This window comes from Arcobacter sp. AHV-9/2010, from assembly GCF_004116575.1.
GTDB lineage: Bacteria > Campylobacterota > Campylobacteria > Campylobacterales > Arcobacteraceae > Aliarcobacter > Aliarcobacter skirrowii.
In genome coordinates this window covers 81185-92965 of record NZ_PDKH01000001.1, presented here as the reverse complement: position 1 = coordinate 92965, position 11781 = coordinate 81185, and the positions used below count along the sequence as shown (strand labels likewise).

The following is an 11781-nucleotide window of genomic DNA, read 5'->3' as shown; positions in this document are numbered from 1 at the left end:
ATCTATTTCCATCTTTTATATAAGTTGTTATCTATTTTTAATAAATCCATATATTTGCCTATAATAAAATTTTCCATATCTCTTAAGTTTTGTTGAGCGCTATAATATCCTAAAATTGGTGGTGCAATAGTAACTCCAAGTTTTGAGAGTTTTAACATATTTTCTAGCATTATAGTGTTAAATGGTAACTCTCTAGGTGCAACTATAATCTCTCTTTTCTCTTTTAGCATAACTGTAAATGCTCTTGTAATTAAACTATCAGCAATTCCAACAGCACACTTTGCCAAAGTATTTGAACTGCAAGGCAAAATTATCATTTTATCAACCTTAAAAGAACCAGAAGCTAAAGCAGCTCCTATATTTTTATCTTTAAATATAGTTATATTTTCTCTTTTTTCAAGTGACTCTTCTATCTTTTTACCATTTTCCATAGCAAATGCTTTTTTTGCAGATTTTGAAAATACAAGAAAAAGCTCAATCTCTTTAGGTAAAGAGTTAATAAATCGTAGTGCTAAATTTACACCACTAGCCCCACTTATTGCAACTGTTAATCTCAAAAGAATCCTTAAAATTTATCTATTTATAAAAACTTTGATAATACCAAAAATATACTTTAAATTATATTTTACAATGATTTTTTGTATAAGCTTTAATTAATTATTTAACAGATAACATTTTGTATAAATTTAAATGGTTTAAATATATAACAAAAGGATTATATTATGACAAAATATTTTACATATATAAGAGAGAGTCAAGTTGAGGAAAATTATGCAAAAAATCAGAAAAAATCTATTGATGAGTATGTTTTAAGAAAAAAAATTGAAGTTTATAAAGAGATTAAAATAGCTATAAATAGACCTCAAGAGGAGAGAAATCTTCTTAAACTTCTTGAAAATTGTGAAAAAAACTCAACACTTATTGTTGCAAATTTAAATGTATTTGGAAGAACTATAAATAGTATTTTAAAAATAGTTAAGTTTTTACTATCAAACAATATAAGAGTTATTGTGGTTGAGCAAAATTTAGATTTTATAGATGATAAAGATCCTTTGGCAAATATGGTTTTAAATGTTATAAATATTGCTATAAATTTAGAAAAAGAGCTTCAAAGTCTTAGAACAAAAGAGGCTTTAAATGCAAAAAAACTTGAAGGTATAGCTCTTGGAAAGCCTGTTGGAACTATTCAAAAATCAAAATTTGATGAGCAAAGAGATAAAATTGAAGAGCTTTTAGCAATGGGATTAAGTGTGCGAAAAATAGCAAAATTATTAGGTTATAACAACCATATTGGTTTAAATAACTATGTTAAAAAAAGGGATATTAGAAAAATAGCCTTACAAAAAGAGATATAGCTTTATTGGGCTTTAAAAAAAATATTGTAAAATATTGAGTTAAAAATTATAAGGATAGATAAAATGAAAGTATTATTAATAAAAGATGTTAAAACTTTAGGAAAAGCAGGTGAGATAAAAGAGGTAGCTGATGGATATGGTAAAAATTTTTTAATTGGAAAAGGATTAGCACTTCAAGCAACAAATGAGGTTATTGCAAGACATAAAGCTGAGCAAAAAAGAGCAGAAGCTAAAGAGCAAGAAGAGATTGCAAAAGCAAAAGATTTGGCTGAAAAATTAAATGCAACAAAGCTTACAATTAGACATAAAGTTGGTGCAAATGACCAACTAATTGGAAGTATTACAAATAAAGAGATTAGTGAAGAGCTTGAAAAACAGTTCTCTATTATGATTGATAAAAAAAATATCTCAATTGATAATAAGATTAAACATATAGGGATTTTTGAAGTATCTTGTAAATTAGGACACTCTATAAACGCGACTTTAAAAATTGATGTTATAGCAGGTTAAATTATGTTTCACGCAACAACGATTTTAGCCTACAAAGGCAAAAACAAAGCAGTAATTGGTGGAGATGGACAAGTATCTTTTGGAAATAGTGTTTTAAAAGGAAATGCTACAAAGATTAGAACTTTGTATCAAGGAAAAATCTTAGCAGGATTCGCTGGAAGCACGGCTGATGCTTTTAACCTTTTTGATATGTTTGAAGCACATTTAGAATCTTGTAAAGGTGATTTATTAAAATCAGTAATTGCATTTTCAAAAGAGTGGAGAAAAGATAAATACTTGCGAAGACTTGAAGCTATGATGATAGTTTTAAACAAAGAGAAGATATTTATTTTAAGTGGAAATGGTGATGTTGTTGAACCTGAAGATGGAGAGATTGCAAGTATTGGAAGTGGTGGAAACTTTGCAATTAGTGCTGCAAGAGCACTAGCAAAACACTCACAGCTTGATGAAGAGGAGCTTGTAAGAGAGTCACTTATGATTGCAGGAGAGCTTTGTATTTATACAAATCAAAATATAAAAATATTAAAGTTAGAGGATTAAATATATTATGGATATGACACCAAAGCAAATTGTAGAATATTTAGATGACTATATTATTGGGCAAAAAGATGCCAAAAAAACTATTGCAATAGCTCTTAGAAATAGATACAGAAGAATGAAACTAGATCCTCAACTTCAAGAAGAGATTATGCCAAAAAATATTCTTATGATTGGAAGTACAGGAGTTGGTAAAACAGAAATAGCAAGAAGAATGGCAAAAATGATGAATCTGCCTTTTGTAAAAGTTGAAGCTAGTAAATATACAGAAGTTGGATTTGTAGGTCGTGATGTTGAATCTATGATTAGAGATTTAGTTTATGAAGGAATTAATCTAGTAACTCGTGAGTATGAAGAGAAGATAAAAGATAAAATAGATGATGAGGTAACTAAAAAGATAATTGAGAAGTTAGTGCCTCCTCTTCCTGAAACTGCAAGTGATAGTGCAAAAGAGTCATTTATAAAAACTTATAATTTAATGGAAAAAAAGTTTTTAAGTGGTGAGTTAGATGATAAAAAAATAGAGATAGAGCTTCCTAAAAAAGCCCATGTTGAGATACTTGATTCAAATATACCTTTTGATATGAGTAGTATGCAAGAGAGTTTAAATAAAATGCTAGGAACTTTAAATAAAGAGAAAATAAAAAAAGAGGTAACAATAAAAGATGCCAAAATTCTTTTAAGAGGGGTTGCTAGTGAAGGACTTCTTGATAGTGAAGCTATAAAAATAGAGGCCTTAAAAAGATGTGAAAATGGTGGAATTATATTTATTGATGAGATAGATAAAATAGCTAGTAGTAAAAAAAATAATGGACAAGATCCATCAAAAGAGGGTGTTCAAAGAGATTTACTTCCAATAGTTGAAGGAAGTAGTGTTCATACAAAATTTGGTCAAATAAAAACTGATCATATTTTATTTATTGCTGCTGGGGCTTTCCATGTATCAAAACCAAGTGATTTAATACCAGAACTTCAAGGAAGATTTCCACTAAGAGTTGAGTTAGAATCTTTAGATGAAGACTCTTTATATAAGATTCTAATAAATACAAAAAATTCACTTTTAAAACAGTATAAAGCACTTTTGGCTGTTGAAGATGTTGAGTTGGAATTTAGTGATGATGCTATTAAAGCTTTTGCAAAATATAGTGTATTAGCAAATGAAAAAACTGAAGATATAGGTGCTAGAAGACTTCATACGGTAATAGAAAAAGTTATTGAAGATATATCTTTTGATGCTGATAGTAAAAAAGGTACAAAAGTTGTTGTAAATAGTAAGTTAGTAGAGGAAAAATTAGAAAAAATAGTTGAAAATGAGGATTCTACTAGATATATTTTGTAGTTTAAATATATTTTGAATAGAATACACAATATTTAAAAAAAGGGGAGTTCATGAATATCGTTACTTTTTGTCAAGTAGATGAGACACTATTTAATCCAGAGTTTAATGTAGAGTATTTTCACTCAGGAAGTTCAAGTAAAGCTGATATTGTTATTTTGGATATAGAGACAATATTTGAGTACGAAGAGAATAAACATAATGTTTGTAATGAAAAGTATGTATCAATTGCAGTTTTAGATGATGATGAAGATTATGAAGCTTTTAAAAACTTTGGAATAGATGCTTGGATTAGATCAAGTGAAATTGCTCAAATAAACAATTTAATTGTTCAATTACAAGATAGATTCTTATCATAATAAAGGATAGAAAATTATTATAGATACTCATTGTCATCTTGACAACGAAGCTTATTTAAGCGATATAGATGGAGTTATAAAAAATGCACTAGAAGTTGGTGTTAAAGCCTTTTTAATTCCAGGTGCTGATGTAGCAACTCTTCCAAGAGCAATAGAGCTTAGTGAAAAATATAAAGAGGTCTTTTTTGCTGTTGGAACTCACCCTTATGATATAGATAGTTATGATGAAAAAATTATTGAAAAATATGTAAATCATCCAAAATGTATTGCTATTGGAGAGTGTGGCTTAGATTATTATAGATTGCCAGATGATGAGCTTGAAAAAGTAGAGAATATTAAAAGACAAAAAGAGGTATTTATATCTCAAATAGAGCTATCAAAAAAGTATCAAAAACCTTTAATTATTCATATTAGAGAAGCTTCAAATGACTCAAGATTGATTTTGGAAAAATATGCATCAAGTGAACTTGGTGGTGTTTTACACTGTTTTAATGCAAGTGCTCATCTTCTTCCTTTGGCAAATATGAATTTCTATTTTGGAATAGGTGGAGTAATAACCTTTAAAAATGCAAAAAAATTAGTTGAGATTTTACCTTTAATTCCACAAGATAAATTAATAATTGAAACAGATGCTCCATATTTAACACCACATCCACATAGAGGTGTTAGAAATGAGCCATATTATACTATTTATGTCGCAAAAAAGATGGCTGAACTTTTAAATTTAGATGAAGATTTTATAGAAGAACTTACAACAAAAAATGCAAAAAAACTATTTAAAGAGTTTAGCAGTATAAATTAGATAAAATCTCTCGTTTTTAAAAAAGGAGAGATTTTGCATCTTTTTAAAACATATAAAATAACAGTAATTTTAACAATATTTATAATAATATTTTTTAGCTCTTGTAGTAGTGTAAGAAGTGTAAATAGTGATTACACAAAAAAATCATCTACAAAAAATATAAATAATAGTGAAGCTGTACAAAGAGCAACAATGCGTCCTTATGTAGTTATGGGAGTAAGATATCATCCAGCAGTTCCAAGAATGAATGAAAAATATACAGGCGTTGCATCTTGGTATGGACCTGATTTTCATGCAAAAAAGACTTCAAATGGTGAAATTTACAATATGTATGCAATGACAGCAGCTCATAAAACTTTCCCTATGAATACAATTGTAAAAGTAGAAAATTTAGAAAATGGTAAAAGTGCAATAGTAAGAATAAATGATAGAGGACCTTTTGTAAAAGATAGAATAATTGATTTATCAAATAAAGCTGCTCATGATATTGATATGGTTAAAAAAGGAACAGCTAAAGTTAGGCTTACAGTTTTAGGATTTAATGGAAGAATAGGAGATACAAATGCCCCAAATCCTGATTTTAGCGTAGGTTATGTACCGCCTTCAAAACCAGCGGTTGATTATATTGAACCAAATAATAAAGCAAATAAAGTAGTTAAAAATGGAAATGTATCACTTCAAATTGGTGCATTTAGTTTAGAAGATGGTGCAATTTTTACAAAAAATGAGTATAAAAAGAGATTCTCAAATAAAAATATAGATTATGTAGAGAGTGGTGGAATTTATAGAGTTTATATAAAAGGTTTTAAATCTAGAGTTGAAGCTGAAAATTTTAAAAATCAAAATGGCTTAAATAGTGCAGTTATAAGAGAGTAAGGAGATAAAATGGTAGAGATAAAAAGAGATACAAAAGAGACGCAAATAAAGTGTAGTTTAACTTTAGATGGTTGTGGAAAATTTTCTATAAATACAGGAGTTGGATTTTTTGACCATATGCTTGAAGCTTTAAGCAAACACAGTGGAATTGATATAAATTTAGAGTGTAAAGGTGATTTACACATAGATTCACATCATACAGTTGAAGATTGTGGAATAGTTTTAGGACAAGCACTTAAAAAAGCAATTTTTCCAATACAAGCAGTTGAGAGATATGGAAATGCGACTGTTGTTATGGATGAAGCAGCAACAACATGTGCTTTGGATTTATCAAATCGACCTTTTTTGGTTTATGAAGTAAATGTTAGTGGAAAAGTAGGAGAGTTTGATGTAGAGTTGGTTGAAGAGTTTTTCCATGCTTTAAGTGGAAATGCTGGAATAACACTTCATTTAATACAAGATAGAGGAAGAAACAAACATCATATTATTGAAGCAACATTTAAAGCTTTTGCAGTTGCATTAAGACGAGCTTTAGTAAAAAATGAAAAACTTGGAATTCCTAGTACTAAAGGTGTTTTATGATAGAACTTTTAGTTTTTGATGTTGATGGAACTTTAACAAATGGTGATATTACATATTCAAGCAGCCTTGAAGAGTTTAAAACTTTTAATGTAAATGATGGTTTTGCAATAGTTTTTTGGACAAAACATTTAGGAAAAAAAGCTGCAATTATTACAGGAAGAGAGTCAAAAATTGTTGAGTATAGAGCAAATGAGCTAAAAATAGAGTATTTATACCAAAATGTAAAAGATAAATTAGCAGTTCTTGATGAGATTTTAGAAAAAGAGAACTTGCAATACAATCAAGTTGCAGCTATTGGCGATGATTTAAATGATCTTAAAATGCTTAAAAAAGTAGGACTTTCATTTGCTCCACAAAATGCAATAGAGCTTGTTAAAAATAGTGTAAATGTAGTTTGCAAAAAAAGCGGTGGAAGCGGAGCTGCAAGAGAGATGATAGAGTATATTTTAAAAGAGGAGAATCTTGAGGAGGAGTTTTTAAACTTATGGCTTTAAAACTCTTTTTTTTTATATCACTAATTTTAAGTTTACTATTTTACTACTATCCTATAGAAAGTTCAGTAAGTGGTAATGAAAAAGAGAATAGACCAATTTTTATTTTTGAAAATCCAGTAATGTACACTTTAAATGATATAGGAGTTAGTAAAAAGATTATCTCGACACAAGCTGTTAGATATAAAAATAAAGATGAGATCTATTTTGCAAATATTGAGATATTTAATAAAGATAGTAAAAAAAGTTATTATAAAGATAGTTTAAAAGCAGAGTTTATAGAGAAAAAAGGTGAGAAGTATTATTTAGCAAATAGTGTAAAGTTTAAAAGAGATAATTTTATAGAGTTTAATACAGATGAGTTATATTTTGATAACATTAAAAAAATAGCAAGAAATAAATCCCCTTTTAATTCGATTTATTATGAAAATTTTTATAGTGGAACAAATTTATATTTTGATATGAATAAAAACTATATAAAATCAAGAAGAACGCAATTTATAATTGAAAAAAATTAGGAGTTTATAAATGAAAATTTTTTTAATATTAATTTTATCAATCTCAACTTTAATAGCAAAAAATGAAAAACTAACAATTGATGCAGTATATTTTCAAGCAGAAGATAGTAGAAATGTAGCAACTTTTGAAATAAATGTAAAGATACAAATGGGTGAAGATAGACTCAATGCACAAAAGCTTGAGCTGTTTTTTGAAATTGACAAAGATACAAATAAAAAGGTTGTTTCAAAATATGAAGCAACAAAGAAGGCTGATTTTGAGATATATTCAAATGGAAAGCTTTATAAAGGCAGTGGAGATAAAATTATTTATGAACCAAAAAAAGATGAGTACAATATTATTGGAAATGCTTTTTTACATGAAGTAAATGAAGATAGAAAAGTATATGGAGATCATATTTATATAAACCAATTAAACGGCGAAGCTAGAGTAAAAGGTAATGAAAAAAAACCTGTTAGATTTATACTAAATATTGATAATAAAGAAAAACAAAAGGAAGAGTAGTATGAATTTAATAGATGCAAAATTTTTGCAATCAGCACAAAGCTTAAATGATTCACCACCACCATCAGTTGCAGAGGTTGCATTTTTAGGAAGATCAAATGTAGGAAAGTCTTCAATTTTAAACTCACTTACAAATCAAAAAAATCTTGCAAAATCATCATCAACTCCAGGTAAAACTCAACTTATAAACTATTTTGAGATTAAATTTAAAACAACAAATCAAGAGACACCTTATGTTTATGCAAGATTTGTAGATTTACCAGGATTTGGTTATGCAAAAGTAGCAAAGAGTCTAAAAGCTGCTTGGAATAGAAATTTAACTGAATATTTAGAGCAAAGACCAAATCTTCAAATATTTGTACATTTAATAGACTCAAGACATCCAACTCTTGAGATTGATAAAAATGTTGATGAATTTTTAAAAAGTATTAAAAGAGGTGATCAGATTATTATAAATGCTTTTACAAAAATAGATAAGTTAAATAGTAGTGAATTGGGAATTTTAAAAAGAGATAATCCTGATGGAATATTTTTATCTAATTTAAAGAAAAAAGGTATAATTGATCTTCAAAATAAAATTACGGAGTATCTGTTTGGAAATTAGATTTTATAAACCAACGGTTCTTGATATACCAAAAATGCAAGAGCTTGTAAAAGAAGAGGTTGAAAAAGGAATTATTCTATTTCGTTCAAGCGATGAGATGGCAACTACAATAAGATCTTATATAGTAGTTGAAGTTGATGGTAAAATGGCAGGTTTTACAGCAACTCACATTCATTCACCAAGAATGGCAGAAGTTAGAAGTTTAATAGTAAGCAAGGATTTCAGAGGTCTTGGTCTTGGTAAAAAACTTGTAGAAAAGTGTGTTGAAGAGGCTAAGTTTTATGGAATAAAACAGGTTTTATCTTTAACATATGAGAAAGATTTCTTTTTAGGTTGTGGATTTAAAGAGATAAGTAAAGAGGATATTCCTGAACAAAAAGTTTGGGCTGATTGTATAAAATGTAAACTCTTTCCTATATGTAATGAAATAGCAATGGTAAAGGATACATAAAATTTATAGAATATCTTGCTTAAAACTAACTTACTATCTCTATTAAAATTGAGTTTTCTTCCTTTTTAAAAGGAAGTAAATTTCAATAATTTCTTTCAAAAGCCCCATAAGTATTGACTCTTAATCAAAAATAAGTTATAATCCGCGTCCACTTAATGTGGTTAGAACCATTTTTTGGTATCTAACGAGTTCTTTAAAGGAAAAAAATATATGGAAAAAATCAGATTAAAGCTTAAAGCTTACGATCATAGAGTTTTAGACAGAAGTGTTGCTTCAATAGTTGAAGCTGTTAAAAGAACTGGTGCTGATTTAAGAGGTCCAATCCCTCTTCCTACAAAAATCAGAAGATATACAGTTATCAAAGGTCCTCACGTAAACAAAGATTCAAGAGAGCAATTTGAGATTAGAGTTCACACAAGAATAATAGACATTATCTCTGCAACTGCAGATACTGTTGATTCTTTAATGAAACTAGACTTAGCTCCTGAAGTGGATGTTGAAGTAAGATCAATGGGTCAAGAATAAGAAGAAAGGGTAATACAAGATGGAATTTATAGTTCAAAAAATCGGTATGAGTAGAACAGTTTCTGTTCCAAGTACTGCTGTTACACTTTTAAAAGTTCTTGATGCGAAAGTATGTCAAGTTACTGATGGTGTAGCACTAGTATCTTATAGCAATGGTAAAAAATTTAACAAAGCTATTGAGGGACAACAAAAAAAATATAAACTTTCAAAAGAGTTTAATAGATTTGTAACTCTAAATGTAGCAAACAGTGAAGCTGGAGATTTAGATGTTTCTGGTTTAGGTGAAGCTAAAGTTGTAAAAACTACTTTTAGAACAAAAGGTAGAGGTTTCACTGGGGTTGTTAAAAGATGGAATTTTGCTGGTGGAAGAAATGCTCACGGGCATAGAATGGGTAAAAGAACAGGTTCAATTGGTAACTGTGAGTTCCCAGGAAGAGTTCAACCAGGTAAAAAAATGCCAGGACAATACGGAAATACAAATGTATCTGTAAAAAATGAAGTTCTATCATTTGATCAAGAGTCTGGAATCTTAATTGTAAAAGGTTCAGTTTCTGGTGCAAATGGAACATTAGGTAAAGTAAAGGTTGCTAAATGAGTAAGGCAATAGTATTAAATACAAAATTTGAAAATAGTGGTGAAGTAGTTTTACCAGCTAGTTACGAAGAGATAAATAGACATAACTTATATTTATATGTTAAATCATATTTATCAGCTCTAAGATCAAACACAGCAGCAGCTAAAACAAGAGCACAAGTGAGCGGTGGTGGTAAAAAACCTAAAGCACAAAAAGGTAGCGGTGGAGCTAGATGGGGTTCTAAAAGATCACCTCTGTTTGTTGGTGGTGGGGTTATATTTGGTCCTACAAAAAGAAACTATGAGCAAAAAGTAAATAAAAAACAAAAAGCTTTAGCACTTAAATATGCTTTAAATGCACAAGCAAACAATGGTTCACTTTTTGTTGTTGATTCAATTAATCTTGAGTCAGGTAAAACTAAAGATGCGGTTGCAGTTTTAAGTAAATTAAATAAAAGAGATACATTAATTGTTGTTGATTCAATTGATGAGAAAACTTATTTAGCATTTAGAAATCTTAAAAACTGTTATATGATTGAAAAGCAAGAAGTAAATGCTTATTTACTTGCAGTATATCACTCTGTACTAATTGAAAAATCAGTACTAGAAGCATTAACAAAAGAGGCTTAAGATGGCAGATATTACAGATATTAAATCAATTTTATATACAGAAAAAACAATTGAGCTTCAAGAAAATGGTGTTATTGTTGTTCAAACAAGTCCAAGAATGACAAAAACTAGTTTAAAAGAGGTGTTTAAAGAGTATTTTGGAGTAACTCCAACAAAAATAAACTCTTTAAGACAAGATGGTAAAGTTAAAAGATTTAGAGGAAAACTTGGAAAAAGAGTTGACTTTAAAAAATTCTATGTAACGCTACCTGAGGGCGCAGCTATTGCGAACCTATCAGCATAAGGAGTAAATAATGTCAATTAAAAAATTTAGACCAATCACTCCTGCTAGAAGATTTATGTCAGTTATTGAAAGTTCTGATATTACTTCAAAACCAACAGTAAGATCTTTACTTGTAAGAGTAAAAGCAAATGCTGGTAGAAATAATAATGGAAGAATTACATCAAGACACAAAGAAGCAGGTGCAAAAAAACTTTATAGAATTATTGATTTCAAAAGAGATAAATTTGGAATTGAAGGTACAATTGCTACTGTTGAGTATGACCCATATAGAAACTGTAGAATCTGTTTAGTTTCTTATGTTGATGGAGATAAAAGATATATTATTCAACCTTCAGGAATGAAAGTTGGAGACAAAGTACAATCTGCTATTTCTGGACTTGATATTTTACCAGGTAATGCAATGCAATTAGCAAGTATTCCTGTTGGAACAATGGTTCATAATATTGAGTTAAAACCTGGAAAAGGTGCACAATTTGCTAGATCTGCTGGTGGATATGCACAAATTATGGGAAGAGAAGATAAATATGTTATCTTAAGATTACCATCAGGTGAGATGAGAAAAATCCTTGGAGTTTGTATGGCTACAATTGGTGTAGTTGGAAACGAGGATTATATAAATATGGTTGTTGGTAAAGCTGGAAGAAATAGACACCTTGGAATTAGACCTCAAACAAGAGGATCTGCAATGAACCCTATTGATCACCCACACGGTGGAGGGGAAGGTAAAACTAACTCTGGAAGACACCCTGTTACTCCATGGGGTATGCCAACTAAAGGTTATAAAACTAGAAAGAAAAAAGCTAGTGATAAACTAATCATTTCAAGAAGAAAGAAGTAAGGGTTT

General features: G+C 29.1%; 19 protein-coding genes. 18 read left to right on the top strand and 1 reads right to left on the bottom strand.

The window, feature by feature from the left end; genetic code table 11:
• Positions 1-2 precede the first annotated feature (2 nt).
• The gene (locus tag CRU94_RS00515) at positions 3-557 is read right to left on the bottom strand and encodes a UbiX family flavin prenyltransferase (RefSeq protein ID WP_129104888.1); all 555 of its coding nucleotides are present in this window, start codon (positions 555-557) and stop codon (positions 3-5) included.
• Positions 558-722: 165 nt separating this feature from the next.
• Here CRU94_RS00515 and CRU94_RS00510 point away from each other — a divergent pair, with 165 nt between their 5' ends.
• The 18 genes from CRU94_RS00510 (at position 723) to rplB (ending at position 11775) form a co-directional block, all read left to right on the top strand.
• The gene (locus CRU94_RS00510) at positions 723-1355 is read left to right on the top strand and encodes a recombinase family protein (RefSeq protein WP_129104887.1); all 633 of its coding nucleotides are present in this window, start codon (positions 723-725) and stop codon (positions 1353-1355) included.
• A gap of 63 nt (positions 1356-1418) precedes the next feature.
• Positions 1419-1865: a 50S ribosomal protein L9 gene (rplI, locus tag CRU94_RS00505; protein WP_129104886.1), complete on the top strand. Its 447-nt coding sequence runs from the start codon at positions 1419-1421 to the stop codon at positions 1863-1865.
• Positions 1866-1868: 3 nt separating this feature from the next.
• Positions 1869-2405 (top strand): ATP-dependent protease subunit HslV, encoded by a 537-nt coding sequence (gene hslV, locus CRU94_RS00500; protein ID WP_129104885.1) that lies wholly within the window; start codon positions 1869-1871, stop codon positions 2403-2405.
• A gap of 7 nt (positions 2406-2412) precedes the next feature.
• On the top strand, positions 2413-3741 hold the full coding sequence (gene hslU / locus CRU94_RS00495; protein WP_129104884.1) for an HslU--HslV peptidase ATPase subunit: 1329 nt from the start codon (positions 2413-2415) through the stop codon (positions 3739-3741).
• A gap of 50 nt (positions 3742-3791) precedes the next feature.
• Positions 3792-4097, top strand: coding sequence for a hypothetical protein (locus tag CRU94_RS00490; protein WP_129104883.1), 306 nt, complete (start codon positions 3792-3794; stop codon positions 4095-4097).
• A gap of 13 nt (positions 4098-4110) precedes the next feature.
• A complete protein-coding gene (locus CRU94_RS00485; protein WP_129104882.1) occupies positions 4111-4899 on the top strand; it encodes a TatD family hydrolase in 789 nt (262 codons plus the stop codon).
• A 33-nt stretch (positions 4900-4932) separates the two neighbouring features.
• Entirely contained in the window at positions 4933-5775 is an 843-nt protein-coding gene (locus CRU94_RS00480) for a septal ring lytic transglycosylase RlpA family protein (protein WP_129104881.1), read from the top strand.
• A gap of 9 nt (positions 5776-5784) precedes the next feature.
• Positions 5785-6357 carry an imidazoleglycerol-phosphate dehydratase HisB gene (gene hisB / locus CRU94_RS00475; RefSeq protein WP_129104880.1) on the top strand — a complete coding sequence of 191 codons (573 nt, stop codon included), beginning with the start codon at positions 5785-5787 and terminating at the stop codon, positions 6355-6357.
• Complete coding sequence (locus CRU94_RS00470; protein ID WP_129104879.1) at positions 6354-6851, top strand: KdsC family phosphatase; 498 nt, start codon at positions 6354-6356, stop codon at positions 6849-6851. The genes hisB and CRU94_RS00470 overlap by 4 nt, the downstream gene beginning before the upstream one ends.
• On the top strand, positions 6842-7366 hold the full coding sequence (gene lptC / locus CRU94_RS00465) for an LPS export ABC transporter periplasmic protein LptC (protein WP_129104878.1): 525 nt from the start codon (positions 6842-6844) through the stop codon (positions 7364-7366). Before CRU94_RS00470 ends, lptC begins: the two co-directional genes overlap by 10 nt.
• A gap of 10 nt (positions 7367-7376) precedes the next feature.
• Complete coding sequence (locus CRU94_RS00460; protein WP_129104877.1) at positions 7377-7871, top strand: LptA/OstA family protein; 495 nt, start codon at positions 7377-7379, stop codon at positions 7869-7871.
• 1 nt (position 7872) lies between these two features.
• Positions 7873-8475 carry a ribosome biogenesis GTP-binding protein YihA/YsxC gene (gene yihA / locus CRU94_RS00455; RefSeq protein WP_129104876.1) on the top strand — a complete coding sequence of 201 codons (603 nt, stop codon included), beginning with the start codon at positions 7873-7875 and terminating at the stop codon, positions 8473-8475.
• Positions 8465-8926, top strand: a complete 462-nt coding sequence (locus tag CRU94_RS00450) for an N-acetyltransferase (protein ID WP_129104875.1) — start codon at positions 8465-8467, stop codon at positions 8924-8926. The genes yihA and CRU94_RS00450 overlap by 11 nt, the downstream gene beginning before the upstream one ends.
• Before the next feature lie 210 nt (positions 8927-9136).
• Positions 9137-9451 (top strand): 30S ribosomal protein S10, encoded by a 315-nt coding sequence (rpsJ, locus tag CRU94_RS00445; protein ID WP_066161700.1) that lies wholly within the window; start codon positions 9137-9139, stop codon positions 9449-9451.
• A 19-nt stretch (positions 9452-9470) separates the two neighbouring features.
• A complete protein-coding gene (rplC, locus tag CRU94_RS00440; RefSeq protein ID WP_129104874.1) occupies positions 9471-10046 on the top strand; it encodes a 50S ribosomal protein L3 in 576 nt (191 codons plus the stop codon).
• Positions 10043-10654, top strand: a complete 612-nt coding sequence (rplD, locus tag CRU94_RS00435) for a 50S ribosomal protein L4 (RefSeq protein ID WP_129104873.1) — start codon at positions 10043-10045, stop codon at positions 10652-10654. Before rplC ends, rplD begins: the two co-directional genes overlap by 4 nt.
• Position 10655: 1 nt before the next feature.
• On the top strand, positions 10656-10937 hold the full coding sequence (locus CRU94_RS00430) for a 50S ribosomal protein L23 (protein WP_066161694.1): 282 nt from the start codon (positions 10656-10658) through the stop codon (positions 10935-10937).
• Positions 10938-10947: 10 nt separating this feature from the next.
• Positions 10948-11775: a 50S ribosomal protein L2 gene (rplB, locus tag CRU94_RS00425; protein ID WP_129104872.1), complete on the top strand. Its 828-nt coding sequence runs from the start codon at positions 10948-10950 to the stop codon at positions 11773-11775.
• Positions 11776-11781 lie beyond the last annotated feature (6 nt).

Coding starts and splice junctions, on each gene's coding strand:
- CRU94_RS00510 (WP_129104887.1), top strand. CDS start 723: ATGACAAAATATTTTACATATATAAGAGAGAGTCAAGTTGAGGAAAAT.
- rplI (WP_129104886.1), top strand. CDS start 1,419: ATGAAAGTATTATTAATAAAAGATGTTAAAACTTTAGGAAAAGCAGGT.
- hslV (WP_129104885.1), top strand. CDS start 1,869: ATGTTTCACGCAACAACGATTTTAGCCTACAAAGGCAAAAACAAAGCA.
- hslU (WP_129104884.1), top strand. CDS start 2,413: ATGGATATGACACCAAAGCAAATTGTAGAATATTTAGATGACTATATT.
- CRU94_RS00490 (WP_129104883.1), top strand. CDS start 3,792: ATGAATATCGTTACTTTTTGTCAAGTAGATGAGACACTATTTAATCCA.
- hisB (WP_129104880.1), top strand. CDS start 5,785: ATGGTAGAGATAAAAAGAGATACAAAAGAGACGCAAATAAAGTGTAGT.
- CRU94_RS00470 (WP_129104879.1), top strand. CDS start 6,354: ATGATAGAACTTTTAGTTTTTGATGTTGATGGAACTTTAACAAATGGT.
- lptC (WP_129104878.1), top strand. CDS start 6,842: ATGGCTTTAAAACTCTTTTTTTTTATATCACTAATTTTAAGTTTACTA.
- CRU94_RS00460 (WP_129104877.1), top strand. CDS start 7,377: ATGAAAATTTTTTTAATATTAATTTTATCAATCTCAACTTTAATAGCA.
- yihA (WP_129104876.1), top strand. CDS start 7,873: ATGAATTTAATAGATGCAAAATTTTTGCAATCAGCACAAAGCTTAAAT.
- rpsJ (WP_066161700.1), top strand. CDS start 9,137: ATGGAAAAAATCAGATTAAAGCTTAAAGCTTACGATCATAGAGTTTTA.
- rplC (WP_129104874.1), top strand. CDS start 9,471: ATGGAATTTATAGTTCAAAAAATCGGTATGAGTAGAACAGTTTCTGTT.
- rplD (WP_129104873.1), top strand. CDS start 10,043: ATGAGTAAGGCAATAGTATTAAATACAAAATTTGAAAATAGTGGTGAA.
- CRU94_RS00430 (WP_066161694.1), top strand. CDS start 10,656: ATGGCAGATATTACAGATATTAAATCAATTTTATATACAGAAAAAACA.
- rplB (WP_129104872.1), top strand. CDS start 10,948: ATGTCAATTAAAAAATTTAGACCAATCACTCCTGCTAGAAGATTTATG.